Consider the following 22,501-nt stretch of genomic DNA (forward strand, 5'->3'; position numbering starts at 1 on the left):
TACTCACACCACCGCCATGACGGGATTTCTTTCTCCCTCAAGTGAGCCGTTTCACCTCACCTAGGAAGCTGGAACGAACTTCTCGTGACCGGCCGCGCGCAGCGCAACACGAATCTTCTCAGCGTTGGCGTCCATAACCGCTGGCTCCGGAGCGTTATCAACTGTTTCGAAATCGAAGTTCTCCATCCCGTAGGCCGGGAAGACGTGCACGTGCAGGTGCTCAACTTCAAAGCCGGCGATGGTCAGTCCTGAGCGAGGAGCATCGAAGGCGGCTAGTTGGGCCTGGCCAATCGTGTGAGCAACCAGCATTAGCTTGCTCACAAGCTCCGGTGCTGCATCCGTCCACTTGTCCACTTCCAACCGGGGCACAACCAGCACGTGTCCATCAGTCAAAGGACCAATGGTCAGAAATGACACGCAGTCCGCGTCCTTCCAGACGAATCGGCCGGGAATCTCGCCATTGATAATTTTACTGAACAAAGTACTCAAGAATTACTCCCTAAAGAAGGTAAAAAAGAAGAGTTAAAGAGTGCTTGCATCAAGCACGAATCGGTATTTGACGTCACCGGCAACCATCCGGTCGTAGGCCTTGTCCAATTCGCTGGCTGACACCATTTCAATATCGCAGACAACACCGTGTTCGGCACAGAAGTCAAGCATTTCCTGGGTCTCAGCAATCCCGCCAATCAAGGAACCGCCGTAAGCGAGACGCTTGCGAATCAGCAGCCCCGGTTCCACAGCCGGCATCTCTTCCGACGGCAGACCCAACTGGATCAACGCACCGTCACGGGCCAGGGTTCGCAGGTAAGGGTTAAGATCGTGAACCGCAGCCACAGTGTCCAAAATGGCGTTCAATGTATGCTTTGCCCCGGCCATTGAATCGCTGTCGGTGGAGATCACCACGTTATCTGCACCAAGGGCCAGAGCGGCATCAACCTTCGCCGGAGAGGTTGTAAAAACAGTAACCTTGGCCCCGAGTGCCTTGGCGATCTTCACACCCATGTGGCCAAGACCGCCCAAACCAATCACACCCACACTGTCTCCGTCCTGAACATCCAGGTAGCGCAGTGGTGAGTACGTGGTGACGCCGGCACATAGCAGAGGTGCTGCAGCTGCCGGGTCCATGCCTTCGGGAATGTGCAAAACATAGTTTTCATCCACAACAATGGCTTGTGAATAGCCGCCTTGGGTGATGACTGAACCATTGCGTTTATCCGGTGCACCGTAGGTACCAACCATGCCAACTTCACAGTACTGCTCAAAGCCTTCCAAGCATGAGTCGCATTCCCGGCAGGAATCAACCATGCAGCCAACACCAACGCGCTGGCCCACAGTGAAGCCCTCCACGGAATCGCCAACGCGGCTAACAATGCCAACAATTTCATGCCCGGGTACCAGCGGGTACTTTGTGGTTCCCCATTCCGAGCGGATGCTGTGCACATCAGAGTGGCACAGTCCACAGAATTCAATAGCAATTTCAACATCGTGGGCACCTGGTTCACGGCGTTCGATGGTGCTGGGCGTGAGCCCGGAGGTGGGTGATTGAGCTGCATATGCTTTTACGGGGGTCATGGACCAAGCCTATCGCCGTTGGTGTCCATCCCAACAGTGGGAACAGTTTCTACCGCCCGCTCGCCCTGGTTTGACCAGGCAGACCACGACCCCGGATAAAGTGCCGCCTTGAAGCCGGCTATTTCAAGGGCAGCGATCTGATGCGCGGCGGTGACGCCAGAACCGCAATAAACAGCCACGGAACTTCCAGGGGCTACTCCCAATGCCGTAAATCTGGCATGCAGCTTATCCGCCGCTAAAAATGAGGCATCCGGCGCCAAATTTTCGGCTGTTGGCGCACTGACAGCGCCGGGAATATGCCCGGCTCTCGGGTCAATCGGCTCCACTTCGCCCCGGTACCGCTCCCCTGCCCTGGCATCCAACAACACCCCGTCGAAGTTAGCTGCACCATCACTATCGATGGTTTCCATCGCCCCAAAATGTACGACGGCGTTGCCCGGCTCCGGCTGTACCTCACCGTCTTCGAGCGGCAGTTTAGCCAAACGCCAAGCTGCCAGCCCGCCGTCGAGCAAGTAAACATTCGCCAAGCCCGCGTGGCGCAAGAGCCACCAGGCACGGGCAGCCGCGGTGGCGCCGGAGTCGTCGTAAACCACGACTGTGTCATTTTCATTGATGCCCCACATGCGGACTGTGTGGGCAAAGTCGGCCTCGGCGGGCAAAGGGTGGCGGCCATCCTGGGGAACCCCGTGGGATGCCAGTTGAGAATTCATGTCCCCGAAGACGGCACCGGGAATGTGCCCGGCCAGGTAATGCTCATGGCCGTGCGGGTCCCCCAGCGCCCACCGCACATCCAGCAGCACTGTTCGTTTGTTTTGACTCAACCGGTCGTTGAGGTTTGCAACACTGATCAGAACTGACATTTGCGGCTCCTTGGTCGTTGAGGAAACGGACTCCACGAACAAATCTACGCCAGTGCATACACTTGGTTTTATGAACCCAACAGCATCGAACACTTCCGCCGTGTCCACAGCGCACGCGGATAGGGTGTGGACCCGTACCGCGATTGGTAAAGTGCAGGCCGAGAACAACCGCTCAGCTGACACCCATCTGTACAAGATCGAGCTGCCTGCGCTGTGGGGCGTTGACCTGTATGTGAAGGATGAGTCGTGCCATAGGACCGGCAGCTTAAAGCATCGCTTGGCCAGGTCCCTGTTCCTGTTTGCACTGGTAAATGGGCAGATTAATGAGGGCACCACAGTGGTGGAAGCGAGCTCCGGCAGCACAGCGGTTTCTGAAGCTTATTTTGCGCAACTGCTTGGCCTGGACTTCGTTGCCGTGATGACCCGTTCCACAAGCCCGGAAAAGATTGCCTTAATTGAGCAGTTTGGTGGGCGCTGCCACTTGGTTGATCAGGCCGATGAGGTGTATTCGGCAGCCACAGCCATTGCCACCGAACACAACGGCCACTACATGGATCAATTCACCTATGCCGAACGGGCCACCGATTGGCGTGGCAATAACAACATCGCCGAATCCATTTTCAATCAGTTGGAGCATGAGCGGTTCCCTGATCCCAGCTGGGTGGTTGTTGGTGCCGGCACTGGCGGTACTTCGGCCACGATTGGCCGTTACATTCGTTACCACGGCCACAGCACCCAGCTTGCCGTGGTTGATCCCGAGGGTTCAGCGTTTTATCCGGCGTGGAAATCTGGGGATCTTTCCATTGTCACAGGAAACTCTTCCCGGATCGAAGGCATTGGGCGCCCGCGAGTGGAGCCCAGTTTTGTCCCTGGCGTGATTGATACCATGATGGAAATTCCTGACGCCGCATCCGTGGCAGCCATGATGCACTTTGAACACCTGACCGGGTTGCATGCAGGACCCTCCACCGGCACAAATTTGTGGGGCGTATGGCAGCTGGTGGCGCAGATGATTGCCAAGGGTGAAGGTGGCAGCATTGTGACATTGATGTGCGACGGCGGCGAACGCTACGGTGGCAGCTACAACAACGCGCAATGGCTGGGTGAGAAGGGGCTGGATCCGGCACCCCATCTGCAGGCCATCGAGGACTTTTTTGCCAGTGGTCTTTGGCACAGCTAAGCCACTCCCGCTCACGGCTCCTCGGCGTGCTTTCCTGAAGTGTTCAGGCTAGATTTCCACCGATTGCCCGGCGTGCAGGTGCCGGAACTTCACTCCATGAAGTCCGCCAATCCTGGCGATATGGGACTCCGTGAACGCCAATCCCTGCTCGTTAAGCAGCCCGTCGTGGATCTGAAAGGCGTGCGGGGCCCGGACCGAGACAACAAAGTCAACCACTTCACAGACTTTTGACCAGGGCGCGTGAACCGGCACCAAAAGCGTACCCACACTCACCCCGTGGGGGACTATCAGCGAATCTCCGGGGTGGTAGAGGTCATCGTCGATTAAGTACCCCACGTTGGCCACAACCGGAATCGAGGGATGGATTACTGCGTGTTGACCGCCAAAACATTGCACGGCGAATCCTGCAACAGCAAAAGTATCACCGGCAGCGGCGTCAAGGATCCGTCCTTCATAGCCAGAGGCCCGTATCCTCAGGTCCCGAGCCACACCAGCCGGGGCGTAAACCAGTAACGCTGGTGCGTTGGCCAGAGCGTGAGCCAGCACCTCGCCGTCGTAATGATCGGCGTGTTCGTGGGTAATGAGCGCAGCGTCGGCGCCTTCAAGGGCTGTGGCCGACTCGGAGAAAACACCCGGGTCCAGGACCAACACACGGCCATCCTGCTCAAGGCGAACGCAAGCGTGGGTGTACTTTGTGAGCAACATGCTGCCAGCATATGCCTGACTCCCCCGCCCCACCATGGAATGCACGCACAAATGTTCCCCTGCAGGTGCGCTAGGCTGGTTGATTGAATCCCGCAACGAGGAAATGAGTTGGCACAATGTCAGATGTCCCGGTGAAGGAGCAGCGCGTCACCAAGCAGCGCATCGCTATCAGCGCCGCCATGGACACCTTGGATGACTTTGTCAGCACGCAGGAACTGCACCGTAAACTGCATGGGCAAGGTACCCGGGTTTCCCTGGCCACAACCTACAGGATCTTGGCGTCCATGGCCGAAGAGGGACTACTGGATACCCTGCGCAACGGTGACGGTGAGGCCGTTTACCGTCGCTGCAACGCCACAAACCACCACCACCATCTGCTGTGTAGAAACTGTGGCAAAACCGTAGAGGTTGAGGCGCCGGCGGTGGAAAGCTGGGCGGCCAGGATCGCCCAAGAAAACGGTTTCACCCAAGTTCAGCACACAGTGGAAATCTACGGTCTCTGCCCGGAGTGCTCGGCCAAGAGATAGACTCGCTAGGCGTTGATGTGAACTGGCATACTAATGCCATGAACCGCAATGAACGTTCCCACAAAACCTCGGCTACCGAGCTCAAAGGAGCGCGCACCCTAGCGCCGTCGATGTTTGCCAGCAGCCCTTTCCGTTGGGGTTTCACAGTGACTCTTGGGGTGCTAGTAGCTCTGCTGCTGGCGTTCACAATCAGCAACCTCACCAATGTGCTTTTTGCAGTCTTTGCTGCCCTGTTCATTAGCCTCGGTTTGGACCCGCTTGTCCGCTGGTTTCAACGCAAGGGTTTGAGCCGGGCCATGTCGCTGCTGACAGTGATCCTGCTCTTCATACTCGTTGTTGTGGGCCTTGTTGCCTTGATCACCCCTCTCATTGTTGAACAGTCAAACCATCTAGTCGCTACCCTGCCGGGACAGGTTCAGGCGATGCAAACGGATGGGTGGTTCGATGACCTTAATAAGAAAACCAACGGAATGGCTCAGCAGGCCCTTGTTTGGGTCAACTCCTTGTTGACTGACCCGAAGATTTGGGCTCAGGTTGGTGGAGGTGCGCTTGCCGTAGGCGTAGCGCTTGCCAGTGGTTTCTCTACGGGTCTATTCATCTTTATCTTAACGATCTACTTTGTGGCAACGCTGGATACCATGAAGAAAGCCGGCTACTCGCTCATCGACGCATCCAAGCGCGAAACAGTGATCAGCTATGCCGAGCGGATCATGGACTCGATTGGCCGCTACCTTAGCGGCATGGCGGTTCTTGCCGCGATCAACGCCGTCTATAGTTTTATTCTGCTTACTGTGGTGGGCTCCCCCTATGCCGTCATCATTGCAACCCTGGCCCTCTTCGTTACCTTGATTCCTTTAGTGGGAACGGTGCTGACCACCGCGTTGATGACAATGGTGGCTTTGTTCACCTCACCCACTGCTGCCCTGATCGTTTTGATTGCGATGCTTGTCTACATGCAGCTTGAAGCGTATGTATTTACGCCAAAAGTCATGAGTAAAGCCGTTCATGTGCCCGGCTCAATCGTACTGATCTCTGCATTGGCCGGCGGTACACTTCTTGGCCTGGCCGGGGCCCTGGTGGCGATCCCGATCTCAGCCGGGATCATCTTGATCATTCGTGAAGTGGTGATACCAGCCCGGGCTAAGCGCTAACCGCTCGCGTTGCCCAACCACGACGCCTGCGCCAGGCACCGGCCACTTTACAGATCAGGTAAATCACAAAGGACAGCGTTGTCACGTAGGGACTGATGGGGATACTGCCACCCAGTGCCAGCATGATGCCGCCAACAGTTGAGATCATGGCAAAAGCCACGCTCAGCAGCACCACCATACGCGGCGCCGCCGTGACCTGCAGGGCGGCAGCAGCAGGGGTAATTAACAACGCCAGTACAAGCAACGCCCCAACCACTTGAATCGAAAGTGCAACGGCGATGCCCAGCAAGAACATGAAGGCCAGCGAAAGGCTCCGTACGGGAACCCCACGCGCTGTAGCAATGTCTGGGTCTGCGCTAGCGAAGGTCAGCGGCCGCCAGATCAGCGCCAGCCCTGCCACAACCACAAGCGCCGTGCCAGCCAGAACGGAGAGCGCGGTGGTGTCAACCGAGACAATCTGACCTGTCAGCAAACCAAATTTATTGGCGGCGCGGCCCTCATAAAGGGATAAAAACAGGATTCCAAGTCCCAGCCCAAAAGGCATTATGACGCCAATGACCGAGTTCTTTTCACGAGCCCGGACCCCCATCACTCCCAGCAATAAAGCCGCAAGGATTGAGCCAACAAGGGATCCAAAGATGACATCCGCGCCGATCAACAGCGCAAAAGCTGCTCCGGCAAAAGAAAGTTCTGCTATCCCGTGAACGGCAAAAGCAAGGTCGCGCATCATGACGAATGTGCCAATGAGCCCGCCTACAACGCCCAGAATGGCACCGGCGAGCAAAGTGTCCCTGAACAGGGGAAGGAGTTCGCCGTAGTTGGTGAAGTTAAAAACTGCGTCGCTAAAATCCAGCCAATTCATGAATTTTCCTGCCTATGCATGCGTTCTACCCGTGCTAAGCCGTCAGGGCTGCCCGCGTCGGGTGAAGTGCTTGCGATATGGCTAGCTTCTCGATGCGCATGCTCCACGTGTTGGCCTTGGGTATGTCCATCAATGACTGAGTCGGGCCGGCCCACAACAACCAGCCGGCCCCCCACATTAAGTACCTCCACTTGAGTGCCATACAGCTTTGAGAGCACCTCGGAGCGCATAACTTCTTCGGGGGTGCCCAGCGTAAACCGGCCACCGGCCAGGTACAGCACCCTGTCCACGTGTTCTAAGATCGGGTTGATCTCATGGGTGACAAAGACCACGGCAGTTCCGTTGTCCTTGGCTTGTTTACCCACCAAAGCGCTGACTGCCTTTTGATGATGCATGTCAAGGGAGAGCAGCGGTTCATCGCACAGCAAGACTTTGGGATTAGCTGCCATGGCCTGGGCGATTCGCAGCCTCTGCTGTTCACCGCCTGAAAGCATTCCCACAGGGATATGTGCGTAGCTGGTTGCACCCACTTTTTGAAGCAACTCATCCACACGTTTGCGGTACGCCTTGCCGCGGATGCGAAAACCCCACTTATCACCGTCCACGCCAAGCCCTACAAGGTCACGGGCTCGCAGTGCAGTATCGAGCGCAAAATTTCTTTGCTGGGGAACGTAACCAATACTGCGATTGCCACGTTTGGCGGGCGCCCCATCCACTGTTAGCAGCCCGGAACTTAGCGGAGTTAGTCCCAGAAGGATTTTGAGGAAACTGGTTTTACCGCTCCCATTAGCGCCTAGAACGGCAAGAAATTCACCGGGGCGTACCTCTAGGTTCAGGTCCTGCCAGAGGGTACGCGTCCCGTAATTCAAGGTGCCACGTTTGAGCGTGATCACGGCTGGGACCGGTGCGCTCATTTGGCGTCCATGGTTTTCAGTCCCTGCTCCAAATGTGAGACGTTGGCGAGCATCCAGTTTACGTAGTGGGTGTTTTCCGGGAGGGTCTCGGCAAAATTCACGACAGGTATTCCGGCGGCCTCGCATGCCGTCTTGATCTGGGTGGTTTGCGGACCCTCGGTTTGCTGGTTGTAAGCCAACAACGCGATTTTTCCAGACGCGATCAGCGAGAGGACTTCCGCTACTGTCGCTGCAGGAACGTCCGCGCCATTCTCAACTGCTTCGGTAAATTTAGCCGGGGTCGTGTTGACCAAACCGGCCTCCTCGAGCAGATACATGGGCACAGGCTCAGTGATGGCAACAGGGGTTCCGTTGTACGTCTTTTTCACATCGATGAGACGTGTTTGAAGCTCTTTCAACTGTGCTTTGAACTCATCAGCGCGCATGGCGAAGCTGGCTGCCTCTGCGGGTAGAACAGCGGAAAAGCGTTGCACCAGCTGATCGGCGAGTTTGGACATGGTGGGAAGTGAGTACCAAACATGTTCATTAAAGTCTGCTCCACTATCCAATCCGGAAAGCTCGCTGACGTTGATGATCTTTTCCGCATCCAGCTGCCCTTTGGCTAGCTGGGGGAAGAAATCGTCATAACCGCCACCGTTCTCAATGCCAATCTGAGCTTTGGAGACAGCTAGTTTGTCTTGTGCGTTGGCCTCGTATCCGTGCGGATCAGCATTGGCGCTGGAAATGATGGCATGGACGCGCACGTGCTCACCACCGATGGCCTGGGCCACATCTGCGTACACACTGGTTGTAGCCACCACCGAGACAGTGCCATCAGTAGTTTGGTCAGCGCCGACTCCACCTGCCCCGCCTCCACCTCCGCCGCCACTGCAAGCCCCCACAGTCAGGGTCAGGGCCAGGGAGGCGCTCAGCAGAAGCAGTGTGCGGCGGTTGTGGAGCATAAGATTCCTTCAAAGAGCGCTAATGAGAACTGTTACTAATAACAATTAGCATAGCGCATATTAGGAATCATTCGCATCAAGCTTTTCTACGCTCCTGAATATGAGTCTGTGTGGCATCACGGATCTCACCGACCAGCTGCTCAATGACGTCCTCCAGGAACAAGACACCCATGGTTTGCTCGTGCTCGTCAATAACCCGTGCCATATGAGAACCGGTGCGCTGCATGGTTGCAAGCACATCCTCAATTTCTTCATTGGATTGCAAGTTCACCATGGAGCGTACGCGGGCTTCGCCGATCGGCATTTGATACCGTTCAACCGGAATCCGCAGCACGTCTTTCAAGTGCAGGTATCCCAGCAAGGCCCCTTCTGCATCCGTAAAGACGAACCGCGAGAACCCGGTCTTGCCAACCTTGTGCTCAAAATCGACGGGGGTGGCGGCGGCAGGCAGGGTCACTAAATCTGTCAGTGGAACCATGATGCCGCGCGCAGTTTGAGATGAGAACTCAAGGGCGCCTGTGATGAGCCCCGTCTGGTCATCTACCAGCCCGGTTCGCGTCGATTCTTGCACAATTGACTGCACCTCTTCCAAAGTAAAGCTGGAGGAGACCTCATCTTGGGGAACAATGCCGAACAACCGCACTATATGGTTCGCGGTCCAGTTCAAAGCCACAATAACGGGGCGCACCACCTTGCTGATAAGCACCAGTGGTGGAGCCAACAAAAGTGCTGCCTTGTCCGCCGCTGACACGCTCATATTTTTGGGAACCATCTCCCCAAAGGTCACGTGCAAAAAGGTCACCAAAGCCAACGTGATGACAAAAGCGACGGGGCTGGCCACATTATCCGCCACGCCCACTGCATGCAGTGGAGCAGCCAACAGGTGATGAATGGCAGGCTCGGAGACGTTCAGAATCAAGAGGGAACACACAGTGATACCCAATTGTGAACAGGCCAACATGAGGGAGACGTTTTCCATAGCACCCAGAGTGACTTTGGCACGTTTGGAGCCGGCATCCGCCAGCGGCTCAATCTGGCTGCGCCGGGCTGTCATGACAGCAAATTCAGCTGCCACAAAGAAAGCATTGCCGAACAACAGCACTATGAGCCAGAGAATTCCTACCCAGGGGTTCACAGGGAATCACCTGCTCCGGCCGAGCCGTCTACTTCGTTCGCATCGGGGGAAGGCGCCGCAATAAAACGGATCCTATCTATCCGGCGTCGTTCCACCCTGTCAACCACCAACAGTCCACCTTCTACTGCCACGGTGTCACCAACAGTGGCGATGCGGCCCAGCTCAGCCATCATGAAGCCGGCAACAGTTTCATAGCCGGCCTCATCAGGGACGGTGAGCGGGCCAATACGTTCGGAGACCTCATCCGGACGCATTAGCCCTGGGAAGAACCACGTGCCGTCGGCCGCTAAAAGAATCCCGGGTTTGACCCTGTCGTGTTCATCGGAAACTTCCCCAACAATCTCCTCCACTAGATCCTCAAGTGTGGTTACCCCGGCCGTGCCGCCGTATTCATCCTGCACAACAGCCATCTGCAGGTTTCCTTCACGCAGTTCAAGGATCAGTGCGTCAAGATGCACGGTTTCGGGGACGCGCAAAACATCAGTCATGATGGCGCCCACTTCAATGTCTGATCTTTTGTGGAATGGAATCGAGACAGCCTTTTTCAGGTGCACAACACCGAGGATCTGATCAGCTGACTCCCCGATGACGGGAAATCTGGAGTATCCGGTGCGCCTGGCGACGTCAATGATCTCATCAACTGATTTGGTGCTTTCAATAGTTTCAACCCGCATGCGAGGGGTCATGACGTCAGCGGCTGTGCGCTGGGAAAAGCTCAAGGTACGGGCAATGAAAGTTGCCGTTCCCACATCCAGTGTTCCCATAGCTGCCGAGCGGCGGACCAAGGAGGCAAGTTCCGCAGGAGATCGCGCGCCTGAAATTTCTTCCTTGGCCTCCATTCCAAAGAGGTTCAAGACCTTGTTGGAGAAACCATTCAAAACCACGATTGCCGGTTTGAAGATGGCAGTGAAAACCAGCTGAGGCCTGGCAACTAGCTTGCCAATTTCAAGAGACTTGGCAATGGCCATGTTCTTTGGCACAAGCTCGCCAATGAGCATCGACAAAAGCGTGGCAATCAGCATGGCAAGGGCAAGGGCAACGCCAGTAATTGCCGGCTCCGGAACGCCAACTGTGCCCAAAGGTCCAGCCAACAAGACACCCAGGGAGGGTTCCATGAGGAAACCAGTCAGCAGGGTGGTCAAGGTAATACCCAGCTGGCAGCTGGAAAGTTGCGTGGACAGCGATTTCAAACAGTGCAGAAGAGGCTGGGCTGCCTTATCACCGCTATTGACGGCGCGCTGGACTGTTGATTGATCAAGGGCCACAAGGGAAAATTCAACGGCAACGAAGAATCCGGTGCCAAGAATCAGCAGCAGACCTGCTGCCAAAAGTATCCATTCCATTTACAGCTCCCCCCGAGAGCTCGCGTTGCCCAACGCGAGCTGCGCTACTGCGCGAAGGCGGGGGTTGGCCGCCGGCGGAGGGTGGTCGGCACTGGGGCCAACCGCGGCCGGAGTTGCTGCCGGCGTCTCTGAACTGTGGTCACTGGTGCGGGGGGTGCCGGCATTGTCAACGCGGTTGCAGGAAGCAATTTCGATGCTCTGTAAGCCGTTGCGCCGGCCCCTAGATTTACTTTTCATAGGATTTCAAGTCTACCTCAGCACCCCGCCTCCTCAGCAAAAGCTGGCATGAAGCGTGCATGAACAGCAGCTGGGAAATTGCAGTGAGGATGCGGGGTACTTCTTCTTAGCCGTACTTACTCGCCGTGACTATCTTGCCTGCCTTGACTATTACTTACCTGCCGTGACCATCTTGCCTATCCGTTGACAGGTGCCAGGCGTTAGTACCCAGGCAGGAGGCTGTGCTGACCCAACGCATGGAAGGTGCGACTGTGGTAAACAATGGGTGTGCCAGTGTTTTCCGGTGCGATGATTTCCACCACTTCCGCCGCCAACAATAATGATCCTCCGGCAGGTGTGCGGCTCAGAACTTTACAGCGCAGCGCGTATCCGCCGTGCAGGAGCAAGGGCTCTCCGGTTGCCAGAGTGGACCACGCCATTGCTTCGCCGAACCGCTCGGCAGCTGAATTTGCAAAGGTTTTCGCGAGTTCCAAGTCATCGGATGTTAAGAGGTGGACCACCACTGTGTCCGCTACGGCAAGAGCAGCCGCGGAACCTTTGGCGGCAGCGAGGGAGAAGGCCAGCAGCGGAGGTTCTGCGGACACCGAGGCCACCGATGAAGCAGTGATCCCTACGGGGCCGGTCAGAGAATCGGCCGTGATAATAGAAACTCCGGCAGGGTGCCCGCCAAAAGCAGCTTTGAAATCATGTGCCAAATCTCGGGTGTGTGTAAGAACCGTGGAGTCCACGCTCTCCACAAGCGTGGCTACTGCAGGGACTCTCTGTGCTTGCACAGTCATGATTGATTAAAATCCTCTCACCGTGTCCAGCCGAAAAGGCAAGATCCTCATTCGAGGATAGAACCTCAACCTTAGTTAAGGTCAAGCCGGGTTGCCATGACGCCCATCACACCCATACTGGCCCGCAGTGGATCTGGCCGCTCGGTGGGTCTGGCCGCAGTGGGTCTGAACGCGCAGCCGGTCTGGACGCGCAGCCGGACGCTAGAGTCGAGGCGGCTCTGGTGTTTCATGGCCGAACGTGGGATCGAAGGCGCGGGCGCCTGGTCCCTTCTGCGCAACGTGGTCTTCCGGGTTCACGAAACGGCATTCCGCTAATGACAGGCAGCCACACCCTATGCAGCCACCCAAACTTCCACGCAATTTTTCCAAGGCGGCAATGCGGGCATCAAGTTCGCCTTGCCAGTGCTCGGACAGGCGCTGCCAATCAGCCTGAGAAGGTACTCCTTGATGCGGTAATTCTTCAAAAACGGCCGCAACTAAGGAAAGGGGGATGCCTGCCCGCTGGGCGGCCCTGATGACTGCGACACGTCGCAGCACCGATCGTCGAAAGCGACGTTGATTTCCGGTCGTTCTTGTGCTGAAGATCAGTCCTTGCCGCTCATAGAAGTGCAAGGCAGACACACTAACTGCGCCACGTTGGGCAACTTGACCCACGCTTAACTCCTCGTCAGTACTGACGGCATGCTCGTCGTCGTCCTTCACCATGCGGAGCTAGCCTTCACCACAAGAGATACCTCCGAATCACTGGGCCAAAACTTGCCTGATATCCGCCTGCGCCTGCGCAAGAATCGCCGTGACGCTGGCGGAAATGTCAATGACAACAGAATTTTCATCTGCTTCCAACGGTTCAAGCGCAGCGAGTTGGGAAACCAGCAGGGCCGGTGGCATGAAGTGGCCTGAGCGGCCCTCGAGCCTGGAGCTTAAGACGTCCAAGGAGCCATTTAAATGCAGGAAAATTGTTTCTGGCGCCTTGGCGCGGATCACGTCGCGGTACCGGCGCTTCAAGGCAGAGCAAGCGATCACCACTCCTTTGGCAGAAGCCTGCGCCAATTCGTCCCCGACAATTTCCAGCCACGGCCACCGATCTTCATCGGTCAGAGCGGCCCCGTCGGCCATCTTTTTAATGTTGGCGATGGGGTGCAGCGAGTCGCCATCTAGGAAGGGAATGTTCATGGCGTCCGCAACCAAGGCGCCAATCGTACTTTTGCCGGAGCCGGAGACTCCCATGACAACAACTTGGGGCTTTACGGCAACAGTTTTAACAGCAGACTCCGAGGTATCCATAGTCACTTGTATATCAAATGTTGATGCAGATCACGTTAACCCCGGCTCTTGCCGGAATGCCTGGCTGTCACTGCGCCGCCACGGGTTGAGATTGCACCGGCACTAACGGCCGGCGCGTCTACCAGCTCTGTGGCAGCGGCCGTCCTTCTTCATAACCGGCGGCGGACTGCACCCCCACAATGGCACGCTCCCTAAACTGCGCCAGCGAGGCGGCTCCTGCGTAAGTAAAGGAGCTGCGCAGACCGGCGGTGATCATATCCAACAAATCCTCCACGCCGGGACGGGCGGGGTCCAGATACATTTTCGAAGTGGAGATGCCTTCCTCAAACAATCCCTTGCGGGCCCGCTCAAACGCCCCTTCACGGGATGTTCTGTTTTGCACGGCCCGTGCAGAAGCCATACCAAAGCTCTCCTTGTACTGGCGGCCACCCGCATCTACCTGCAGGTCACCAGGACTCTCATAGGTACCGGCAAACCAAGACCCGATCATGACTTGGCTGGCCCCCGCAGCCAACGCCAGGGCAACGTCCCGCGGATACCGTACGCCGCCGTCGGCCCAGACGTGAGCCCCCAGCCCGGCAGCCGCCGTGGAGCATTCCAGCACAGCCGAAAACTGGGGCCGACCAACCGCCGTCATCATCCGCGTGGTGCACATGGCACCGGGCCCAACACCTACTTTGATGATGTCCGCTCCCGCCTCGACCAGATCGCGTACCCCGGCGGCGCTCACCACGTTGCCAGCCGCCACGGGCACAGCAGGTGAGAGCGCACGCACGGCGCGCACAGCGTCCATCATCTTTTCCTGATGCCCGTGGGCCGTGTCCACAACCAGCGCATCGACCCCATATTCGAGCAGGGCAGCGGCTTTTGCTGAAACGTCACCGTTGATACCCACGGCCATGCCCAACCGCAACCTCCCTGATGCGTCCAGTGCCGGTTGATAGATGGTTGAGCGCAGGGCACCGCTTCGGGTCAGCACACCAACAACCTGCGACGCGCGCAAAACTGGCGCGTAGTCTGTTCCCGCCGCATCCAACACAGCAAATGCTTCACGCAACGCCTCATCAGTGAGCGATTTCGCGGCAGCGAAATCAAGATCGCCGGCATCCGCATGCGCCCGGATCTCATCGAACGGTGCAGCGTCCAGCGTCAGTACGTTTGAACGCATCACCGAAGACAGAGAGGAGAACCTGTCCACACCCTCGCAGTCAACGCCACGCACAACACCAACAAAATCAAGACCATCAACAACCACCACCGCATTGTGGGCCCGTTTACTCATCAGGTGCACGGCATCAATAACAATGTCTCCGGCTGTCATGACCAGCGGCGTTTCAAATAAAGCGTCTCGCGTCTTCACCCAAGCACTAACACTTTTAAGCACTTCCAAGGGAACGTCCTGGGGCAAAATGGCCATCCCGCCACGCCGGGCAATGGTCTCAGCCATCCGCTTCCCAGCGACAGCAGTCATGTTAGCCACCACCAACGGAATAGTGGTGCCAGTACCATCGCCACTGGCAAGGTCAACATCCAAACGCGAGGTTACGGTGGAACGCGACGGAATCAAAAACACGTCTGAATAGGTCAACTCTGTTGCAGGCTGGTTAAGAAAACGCATGACACTCCCTGGGAAAAAGGGCCCCTGCTGTGTGCTGGCAGCGGCTGACGGGGCGCAAACAGGGCGCCCGCGTAAGAGTCTAGCCACGAAGCGATACCGTTCACCGCAAAAATTTGCACCTTTTTTCTTATCTAAGAGACGCGCCGCGGCGTAGATTGGCCTACAGGCCACCATGCTTACTAGACTTACACGCGGATAGGGTTTGTTGGACCCCACCCACTTTCGAATAGGCTACGCAGGGTTGCGCAGTCAGCATCCGCCAGATTCGGGTGTCGCTAGTTTTTTGCAACCTTGTTCAGCGGGCAAAAAGAACTCATGGAAGAGGCGTAATACACGTGCCAGAGCAATCCATCCACCGTCTACCCGAAGAATTTGGCGGCAACGAGTGGCTCGTCGATGAACTGTATGAGCGCTACAAGAGCGATAAGAATTCCGTGGACACAAAGTGGTGGCCACTTTTTGAAGGTTTCGCCGCTGATGACGCAGCCGGCAACGGGCGCCACACCGCCAAGAGTTCCACCCCGGTAACGGCCCAAATTCCGGTAGTCGGCGCAAAGACTGCCCCGGACGCACCTGCTGGCGCTACCGGTACACCGGTTTCAAGCGCCTCGGCTCCAAGCACTCCAATTCCCAGTACCACCCCGGCGCCAACTCCCGCCGCACCGGCAGCACCGCCGTCCCCACCCAAGGCACCCACGGCTTCGCGTCCACCGGCACCTGCCAAGGATGCCGCACGCACTGGCAGCACACCCATCCCGGCTCAGTTGCCCAAGACCGCCAAGGACAAGTCCGTCCCGGAAGAGTCTGTTAAGACTGTTTTGCGTGGTGCAGCTAAGGCCATCGCGGCCAACATGGTCACCAGTTTGGAAGTACCCACAGCCACAAGCGTGCGCGCCATTCCGGCGAAGCTCTTGATCGACAACCGGGTTGTCATTAACTCCAACCTGGGCCGCTCTCGCGGCGGCAAGGTCTCCTTTACACACTTGATCGGCTTCGCTGTCATCAAGGCATTGGCTGCGTTCCCGTCAATGAACGTTTCTTACGATGAGATTGATGGCAAGCCCGTAGCTGTCCAACCTCCGCATGTGAACTTTGGTATTGCAATCGATATGCCAAAGCCGGACGGCACACGTTCTTTGATTGTCCCGAATATCAAAAAAGCTGAGACATTGAGCTTTGCTGGTTTCTGGCACACTTATGAGGATCTGATCAAGCGCGCCCGCGCCGGAAAACTCACAGCTGATGACCACTCAGGCACCACCGTCTCGCTCACCAACCCCGGTGGCATCGGTACTGTTCACTCAGTGCCTCGGCTATCCAAGGGCCAGGCAGCCATCATCGGCGTCGGATCCCTTGACTACCCTGCCGAGTACCAGGGCTCCAGCGCCAAAATCATTGCTCGGAACGCTGTTTCAAAAATTCTGACGCTGACCTCCACGTATGACCACCGCGTCATCCAGGGTGCCGGGTCCGGTGAGTTCCTCAAGAAGATACACCAGCTCCTGCTCGGTGCCGAGAACTTCTATGATGAGATCTTTGAATCACTGCGCATCCCTTACGAGCCTGTTCGTTGGAGCGTTGACCTGCAGGTTGACCCCGCAGACCAGATCAACAAGGTTGCCCGCATCCAGCAGCTGATCCACTCTTACCGCGTGCGTGGCCACTTGATGGCTGATACCGACCCGTTGGAATACGTTCAGCGCAAGCACCACGACCTCGACGTACTCAGCTACGGTTTGACACTCTGGGACCTAGACCGCGAATGGCCCACCGGTGGATTCGGCGGCAAAGCAAAATTGTTGCTGCGAGACATCCTCGGAGTCCTTCGTGACGCTTACTGCCGCACCACAGGTGTTGAATACATGCACATCCAGGAGCCGGAGCAGCGCGAGTGGTTCCAGAATGAGCTTGAGCACCCCTACTCCAAGCCCAGCCGCGAAGAGCAATTGCGCATTGTCTCCAAGCTGAACTCAGCCGAAGCGTTTGAGACGTTCCTGCAGACGAAGTTTGTGGGTCAGAAGCGTTTTTCCCTGGAGGGCGGCGAGTCATTGATTCCGCTTCTGGACTCCATCATTTCCGATGCTGCTGATGACGGAATGGATGAAGTCGCCATAGGTATGGCGCACCGTGGCCGTTTAAACGTGCTGACCAACATCGCAGGAAAGACCTATGCACAGGTTTTCCGTGAGTTCGAAGGCACACAAGATTCTCGCAGCGTTCAAGGCTCCGGTGACGTCAAGTACCACTTGGGTACTGAAGGAACATTCACCTCCGACGCCGGCAATGAGACCAAGGTTTACTTGGCCGCAAACCCTTCACATCTGGAAGCCGTAGATGGTGTCCTGGAAGGTATTGTTCGGGCAAAACAGGATCGCCTGGATCAGGGTGAGAGTTTCCCGGTTCTGCCCATCATGATCCACGGCGACGCTGCCTTCGCCGGTCAGGGTGTAGTTGCTGAGACACTGAACCTGTCCCAACTGCGCGGTTACCGCACAGGCGGAACCATTCACGTAGTTGTGAATAACCAAGTCGGTTTCACCACCGCGCCGTCATCATCACGCTCTTCGGTGTACTCAACCGATGTGGCAAAGATGATCCAGGCACCTGTTTTCCACGTCAACGGCGACGACCCTGAGGCTGTGGTTCGCGCAGCCCAGTTGGCCTACCAATTCCAGCAACGCTTCCGCAAGGACGTTGTCATTGACATGGTTTGCTACCGCCGCCGCGGGCACAACGAAGGTGATGATCCTTCCATGACTCAGCCGCTGATGTACAACCTCATCGAAGCTAAGCGCTCAGTGCGCCGCCTGTACACCGAAGCCTTGATTGGCCGCGGTGACATCACCGAAGAGGAAGCCACACAGTTACTGCGTGACTACCAGGAACGCCTTGAACGCGTGTTCGCTGAAACCCACGCCGCCCAAACTTCTCCGATCCCGATCATCACCAAGGATTCACAGTCCATTTCTGATCTGGAACGTCCCTCCGCCCAGCAAGCCGATACGGCAGCGAACGATCCGGCGGTCACCGCCATCAGTAAGGACACGCTGGCCCGAATCGGAGCAGTGCACCTTGCTGTTCCTGAAGGTTTCGAGATCCACAACAAGCTCAAACCACTGCTGGAAAAGCGGGAAACCATGTCCCGCGAGGGCAACATTGACTGGGGCTTTGGTGAACTCGCAGCGTTTGGCTCCCTCCTCATGGAGGGTGTCCCTGTCCGCATGGCCGGACAGGATTCCCGCCGCGGCACCTTCGTGCAGCGCCACGCAGTGTTCCACGACCGCGCCACCGGCAAGGTGTGGACCCCACTCAGGGATCTCTCCGAGGATCAGGGCAAACTGTGGATCTATGATTCATTGCTCAGCGAATATGCCGCCATGGCGTTCGAATACGGTTACTCGGTTGAACGACCGGATGCGCTTGTCGTATGGGAAGCCCAGTTTGGTGACTTTGTCAATGGCGCCCAAACCGTTATTGACGAGTTCATCTCCTCAGCCGAGCAGAAATGGGGACAGCGTTCGTCCTTGGTCTTGATGTTGCCGCACGGCTATGAAGGCCAAGGCCCGGACCACTCCTCCGCCCGTATTGAACGCTTCATGCAAATGTGCGCCGAAGAGAACATGATCGTGGCCAACCCAACCACGCCGGCATCGCACTTCCACTTGCTGCGGCGTCAAGCATACCGCCGCCCACACAAGCCGTTGATTATTTTCACGCCCAAGCAACTGTTGCGTCTGAAGGCAGCAGCTTCCTCGGTTGAAGACTTCACCCAGGGCGGCTTCCGCACGGTGATAGGTGAGCACGCCGCGTTGGATAACAACGCAGTGGACCGTGTTCTTCTGGTCTCGGGACGTTTGTATTACGACCTGCTGGCGGCACGGGATAAGGCAGGGGATGACAAGCTTGCCATCATCCGCGTAGAGCAGCTGTACCCGTTGCCCTTGGAAGAAATCAAGGCAGAACTTGCCAAGTACCCCAACGCTGACGTTGTTTGGGCTCAGGATGAGCCAGCCAACCAGGGTCCGTGGCCGTTCATGGGTTTGAACTTGGCTCCCATGCTAGAGAAGAAGCTAAGCCTTGTCTCGCGTCCGGCTTCGGCCGCAACTGCAACGGGTTCGGCTAAGAACCACGCAGTCGAGTTGACGATGCTTGTCAAACAGGCGTTTGAACGTAGCTAAAACAATAGTGATGCCCGGTCTGCGCGATCAGACCGGGCATCAGTTATTTGTATTCCAAATTTATGCAATAAGAAGAGGGGCGCCGTGGAGAAGCGGGAACTGCGAATAGTGGCTGTAGGGGATGAGTTGGTTGCAGGTGTGGGCGATCCCCGCGCCCTGGGCTGGCTTGGACGTGTCCTTGCCAGAACCCCTGCCGACTCAGTCTTGATCGAATCCTTTGTGTTGGCGGCCCCGCGGGAGGGCACCGAAGCGTTGGCTGGCCGGTGGCTGCATGAAGCAGGCAGACGTTTTGATGACTTCCATGAGAACCGTCTTGTCATAGGTCTGTCCGGACGGGACATTGAGTACGGCTTGTCCACGGCACGGTCCCGGCTGAACTTGGCGAACATTCTTGACGGAGCTACGCAGCTGAACATCCCTGTGTTTGTGGTGGGCCCGCCACCCTCACTTGATCCTGTGTTGAACCGCAAGCTGGCAGACCTCAACGCCGCCTTTGCCGACGTCACAACGCGGCGCAAGCACCACTACGTTGACACTTTTGCTCCTTTGCAAAATCACGAACAGTGGCGTAACGATGTAGCGGCCAACGCCGGCTCCCCCGGCCAGGCCGGCTACGGGCTCATGGCCTGGCTGGTACTGCACCGTGGCTGGTACCAGTGGCTTGATCTGCCTGAAGCGGTTTAAAGTGCCAAACCGGCTGTAGCGCTCACCATCAACTACCTTCTCGGTTAGGTGTGTCTGCGCCACATATGCGAAACTTGGTGAGGATCGTTTTTAAAGATCTTCTAGATGATTGGAGACTACTATGTCCAAGCGTTCACGTAAGCGTCGGGATCGTAAGGGTAGCGCCGCTAACCACGGTAAGCGTCCCAACGCTTAATTCTTGACTAAAAAAACAAATGCTCGTTCCACTACTTGGTGGAGCGGGCTTTTTGTTTGGCCTCTCGGCAGTGCGCCCACTAGTCTGCCCGGAAGGGCCGGCAATTGTGATGTGAGCAAACAAGCAGTTTATTAAACAAGGAAAAAACTGATTCAAAGATAAGGTGGACTTGTCAGAAAAGTCCCAGCCGGTAGAAAGCTCAGAAATGCTCGCCCTCGTTTTACTCGCTATGGTGCCATTCGTCTGGTTTGGCCTGATCACCGGCATATCCTTCATTGAAACACCGCTTAAATTCCGGGCACCTGGGATGACTCATGCCTTAGGCGTAGGCATTGGCCGGTTGGTGTTTAAGGTGCTGAATCTCATCGAGGTGGCTCTGATGGTTGTTTTATTATGTGCCTGGACACAAGAACAAGAGCTCGTGAGCGTTCCTGCCGGTATTTTCATTATTCTGGCGGTACTGGCCCTGACTTTGCAGGTGTTAGTTCTCCGGCCAGCCATGAACAAGCGCACAAGTGCACTGGCAGATACGGCTTTGACACATACGGGAACTACAGCCGTAAAGGCCAAAGTTGCTACCCTGACACACATTGCGTACATTGGCTTGGAATTCCTCAAAACGGTTTCCCTACCCATGGCCGGGATACTGATTATCTTGGCCGTGGCGGGCTAGAAAACCATGAATAACCCTGCTTTGAATACAGGCCGAACGGCCTCAAACCTCGACGCTTACAACCCGGCGCACCCAAAACCCTCTAACAATCCGGGACTGGGCCATACCCGCAGAGATATCACGGACAGGGCCGACGCCTTGCTCCTTGTAGAGACCTTCTACACCAGAGCTTTCTCAGATGAGCTGATAGGTTACATCTTCACGGATGTTGTTCACATGGATCTAGCCCGGCATATGCCCATCATGGCCGACTTCTGGACAACAGTGCTGTTCAAAGCGGGCCTTTACAAGCGCAATGCACTGGCAATCCACTTTGACATTCATGCCAAAGAACCGCTCACACTTGAACATTTCAACCGGTGGCTGCAATTGTGGACCAACACGGTGGATGATCTCTTCATTGGCGAAAAGGCTGAGATGGCAAAGGTCCAGGCGCACCTGATTGGCGGTTCCCTGCACCGTCGTGTGACGGGCAGGTCCGCAAGTCAATACAGTACGATTTCCATGCCCCCGGCAGAGCCCAAACTAGACATTCAGGAACCTTCCGCCGGTATTAGCTAAACCTGGGCCGGCTTACCTTCGTGCGGCCTACCTTCGTGCAGCTTGCCTTCGTGCAGGCGGGCAAGGATTGCAGCTTTAAGAGTCTCAGGGGCAGCTTCTTTACAGGAGCGCTTCACAACTGAGCGAATGACGCACTCAAGGTCATACTCCTGCGAGCAGTCAGAACACCCGTCAAGATGGTCTTTGATCTCGCTGAGGTCATCACAGGACAACGCTCCGTCAAGGTATTCATAAATCCGCACGATGCGTTCGTCGTCGCAATCGCCCAGGCTTTGGCAGTCGCCCATGGTTAATTCTCCGTTTCAGTCATTTGGTTGGTTCCTTTGACATATCCGCGTTCCACGGCATAGTCGGCCAACATTTCACGCAAAAGTTTCCGCCCCCTGTGCAAGCGAGACATCACTGTACCGATGGGGGTGTTCATGATTTCTGAGATTTCCTTGTAGGCGAAGCCTTCAACATCGGCAAAATAAACTGCCAGCCGGAATTCCTCAGGGATCGCCTGTAAGGCTTTTTTCACGTCCGAGTCCGGCAGATGATCCAGCGCATCGGCCTCTGCCGAACGGAGCCCCCGCGAAGTGTGTGACTCGGCTCGTGCCAATTGCCAATCTTCAACACTGTCCGAATTCGATTGCAGCGGCTCGCGCTGCCGCTTGCGGTACAGGTTGATGTAGGTGTTGGTGAGGATCCTGTACAGCCATGCTTTTAGGTTTGTACCCGGTTTGTACTGGTGAAAAGCAGAAAATGCTTTCGTGTACGCCTCTTGGACCAGATCCTCAGCATCACTGGGGTTGCGGGCCATACGCATGGCGGCTGAATACAGTTGGTCCACGTACACCATGGCATCGCGTTCAAAGCGCGCCCGCCTGGCATCAGCGCTCTCGTTGGCAACATCAACTTCAGCCACATCTGTACTACCCACGGCACTTAGAGTGGTGGATGCGGGCTCGGAGTTAGTGGTTTGCTCAGGCTCGGAAATGTTCATCACTCCTGAGTCTATGCTCAGACCCTGCTTCACGGGTGCAGCTTGGATCAGTGTTTGCACTACGGCCTTCCCTCGCTTCAAATGTTTCTTGGCCAGCCTCAACTCAGGCCGCCATT

Annotated in this window: 24 protein-coding genes; 8 read left to right on the plus strand and 16 right to left on the minus strand. The window is 56.5% G+C overall.

Translation table 11 applies throughout. The annotated features are described in order from the left end of the window. Window positions 1-60 precede the first annotated feature (60 nt). The 3 genes from QMG40_RS04320 to QMG40_RS04330 are packed head-to-tail and all read right to left on the minus strand — an operon-like array spanning window position 61 to window position 2,432. On the minus strand, window positions 61-489 hold the full coding sequence (locus QMG40_RS04320; protein ID WP_283528253.1) for an HIT family protein: 429 nt from the start codon (window positions 487-489) through the stop codon (window positions 61-63). 33 nt (window positions 490-522) lie between these two features. Beyond that, complete coding sequence (locus QMG40_RS04325) at window positions 523-1,572, minus strand: NAD(P)-dependent alcohol dehydrogenase (protein WP_283528257.1); 1,050 nt, start codon at window positions 1,570-1,572, stop codon at window positions 523-525. After that, window positions 1,569-2,432: a sulfurtransferase gene (locus tag QMG40_RS04330; protein WP_283528259.1), complete on the minus strand. Its 864-nt coding sequence runs from the start codon at window positions 2,430-2,432 to the stop codon at window positions 1,569-1,571. The genes QMG40_RS04325 and QMG40_RS04330 overlap by 4 nt, the downstream gene beginning before the upstream one ends. Window positions 2,433-2,502: 70 nt before the next feature. On the opposite strand from QMG40_RS04330, the gene QMG40_RS04335 reads away from it, so the two are divergent. Continuing rightward, entirely contained in the window at window positions 2,503-3,612 is a 1,110-nt protein-coding gene (locus tag QMG40_RS04335) for a PLP-dependent cysteine synthase family protein (protein ID WP_283528261.1), read from the plus strand. 48 nt (window positions 3,613-3,660) lie between these two features. On the opposite strand, the gene QMG40_RS04340 is transcribed toward QMG40_RS04335, so the two are convergent. Further along, window positions 3,661-4,317, minus strand: a complete 657-nt coding sequence (locus tag QMG40_RS04340; protein ID WP_283528262.1) for an MBL fold metallo-hydrolase — start codon at window positions 4,315-4,317, stop codon at window positions 3,661-3,663. Between the two features lie 116 nt (window positions 4,318-4,433). Between QMG40_RS04340 and QMG40_RS04345 the strand changes: the two genes are divergently transcribed. Continuing rightward, complete coding sequence (locus QMG40_RS04345) at window positions 4,434-4,844, plus strand: Fur family transcriptional regulator (RefSeq protein WP_283528264.1); 411 nt, start codon at window positions 4,434-4,436, stop codon at window positions 4,842-4,844. A gap of 38 nt (window positions 4,845-4,882) precedes the next feature. Beyond that, window positions 4,883-5,995 carry an AI-2E family transporter gene (locus QMG40_RS04350; protein ID WP_283528266.1) on the plus strand — a complete coding sequence of 371 codons (1,113 nt, stop codon included), beginning with the start codon at window positions 4,883-4,885 and terminating at the stop codon, window positions 5,993-5,995. On the opposite strand, the gene QMG40_RS04355 is transcribed toward QMG40_RS04350, so the two are convergent. From QMG40_RS04355 to guaB1, 10 genes are all read right to left on the minus strand, one after another. Continuing rightward, window positions 5,985-6,857, minus strand: coding sequence for a metal ABC transporter permease (locus QMG40_RS04355; RefSeq protein ID WP_283528268.1), 873 nt, complete (start codon window positions 6,855-6,857; stop codon window positions 5,985-5,987). The genes QMG40_RS04350 and QMG40_RS04355 overlap by 11 nt on opposite strands. Continuing rightward, on the minus strand, window positions 6,854-7,771 hold the full coding sequence (locus QMG40_RS04360) for a metal ABC transporter ATP-binding protein (RefSeq protein ID WP_283528270.1): 918 nt from the start codon (window positions 7,769-7,771) through the stop codon (window positions 6,854-6,856). The genes QMG40_RS04355 and QMG40_RS04360 overlap by 4 nt, the downstream gene beginning before the upstream one ends. Next, window positions 7,768-8,712 (minus strand): metal ABC transporter solute-binding protein, Zn/Mn family, encoded by a 945-nt coding sequence (locus QMG40_RS04365; protein ID WP_283528272.1) that lies wholly within the window; start codon window positions 8,710-8,712, stop codon window positions 7,768-7,770. The genes QMG40_RS04360 and QMG40_RS04365 overlap by 4 nt, the downstream gene beginning before the upstream one ends. Before the next feature lie 76 nt (window positions 8,713-8,788). Then, window positions 8,789-9,847, minus strand: a complete 1,059-nt coding sequence (locus QMG40_RS04370) for a hemolysin family protein (RefSeq protein ID WP_283528274.1) — start codon at window positions 9,845-9,847, stop codon at window positions 8,789-8,791. After that, a complete protein-coding gene (locus QMG40_RS04375) occupies window positions 9,844-11,190 on the minus strand; it encodes a hemolysin family protein (protein ID WP_283528276.1) in 1,347 nt (448 codons plus the stop codon). The genes QMG40_RS04370 and QMG40_RS04375 overlap by 4 nt, the downstream gene beginning before the upstream one ends. Then, a complete protein-coding gene (locus QMG40_RS04380; RefSeq protein WP_283528278.1) occupies window positions 11,191-11,427 on the minus strand; it encodes a hypothetical protein in 237 nt (78 codons plus the stop codon). Between the two features lie 200 nt (window positions 11,428-11,627). Beyond that, on the minus strand, window positions 11,628-12,206 hold the full coding sequence (locus QMG40_RS04385; protein WP_283528280.1) for a flavin reductase family protein: 579 nt from the start codon (window positions 12,204-12,206) through the stop codon (window positions 11,628-11,630). A gap of 201 nt (window positions 12,207-12,407) precedes the next feature. Further along, window positions 12,408-12,911: a redox-sensitive transcriptional activator SoxR gene (gene soxR / locus QMG40_RS04390; RefSeq protein WP_283528282.1), complete on the minus strand. Its 504-nt coding sequence runs from the start codon at window positions 12,909-12,911 to the stop codon at window positions 12,408-12,410. Between the two features lie 36 nt (window positions 12,912-12,947). Continuing rightward, window positions 12,948-13,490 (minus strand): gluconokinase, encoded by a 543-nt coding sequence (locus QMG40_RS04395; RefSeq protein ID WP_283528284.1) that lies wholly within the window; start codon window positions 13,488-13,490, stop codon window positions 12,948-12,950. Window positions 13,491-13,608: 118 nt separating this feature from the next. Further along, on the minus strand, window positions 13,609-15,108 hold the full coding sequence (gene guaB1 / locus QMG40_RS04400) for a GMP reductase (RefSeq protein ID WP_283528286.1): 1,500 nt from the start codon (window positions 15,106-15,108) through the stop codon (window positions 13,609-13,611). Between the two features lie 335 nt (window positions 15,109-15,443). On the opposite strand from guaB1, the gene QMG40_RS04405 reads away from it, so the two are divergent. From QMG40_RS04405 to QMG40_RS04420, 5 genes are all read left to right on the plus strand, one after another. Then, complete coding sequence (locus QMG40_RS04405) at window positions 15,444-19,286, plus strand: multifunctional oxoglutarate decarboxylase/oxoglutarate dehydrogenase thiamine pyrophosphate-binding subunit/dihydrolipoyllysine-residue succinyltransferase subunit (protein ID WP_283528288.1); 3,843 nt, start codon at window positions 15,444-15,446, stop codon at window positions 19,284-19,286. Between the two features lie 84 nt (window positions 19,287-19,370). Then, window positions 19,371-19,970, plus strand: a complete 600-nt coding sequence (locus QMG40_RS04410; RefSeq protein ID WP_283528290.1) for a GDSL-type esterase/lipase family protein — start codon at window positions 19,371-19,373, stop codon at window positions 19,968-19,970. Between the two features lie 121 nt (window positions 19,971-20,091). Next, a complete protein-coding gene (locus QMG40_RS17385) occupies window positions 20,092-20,166 on the plus strand; it encodes a 50S ribosomal protein bL37 (protein ID WP_459252958.1) in 75 nt (24 codons plus the stop codon). A 169-nt stretch (window positions 20,167-20,335) separates the two neighbouring features. Then, window positions 20,336-20,839, plus strand: coding sequence for a hypothetical protein (locus QMG40_RS04415; protein ID WP_283528292.1), 504 nt, complete (start codon window positions 20,336-20,338; stop codon window positions 20,837-20,839). Window positions 20,840-20,845: 6 nt separating this feature from the next. Beyond that, a complete protein-coding gene (locus QMG40_RS04420) occupies window positions 20,846-21,400 on the plus strand; it encodes a group III truncated hemoglobin (protein WP_283528293.1) in 555 nt (184 codons plus the stop codon). On the opposite strand, the gene rsrA is transcribed toward QMG40_RS04420, so the two are convergent. Together rsrA and QMG40_RS04430 are read right to left on the minus strand one after the other, a co-directional pair. Next, a complete protein-coding gene (gene rsrA, locus QMG40_RS04425; protein ID WP_283528296.1) occupies window positions 21,397-21,687 on the minus strand; it encodes a mycothiol system anti-sigma-R factor in 291 nt (96 codons plus the stop codon). The two genes, QMG40_RS04420 and rsrA, sit on opposite strands and share 4 nt — an antisense overlap. 2 nt (window positions 21,688-21,689) lie before the next feature. Next, on the minus strand, window positions 21,690-22,385 hold the full coding sequence (locus QMG40_RS04430; RefSeq protein ID WP_283528298.1) for a sigma-70 family RNA polymerase sigma factor: 696 nt from the start codon (window positions 22,383-22,385) through the stop codon (window positions 21,690-21,692). Between the last annotated feature and the right edge of the window lie 116 nt (window positions 22,386-22,501).

The sequence above is a fragment of the Arthrobacter antibioticus genome, from assembly GCF_030063205.1.
Classification (GTDB): Bacteria; Actinomycetota; Actinomycetes; order Actinomycetales; family Micrococcaceae; genus Specibacter.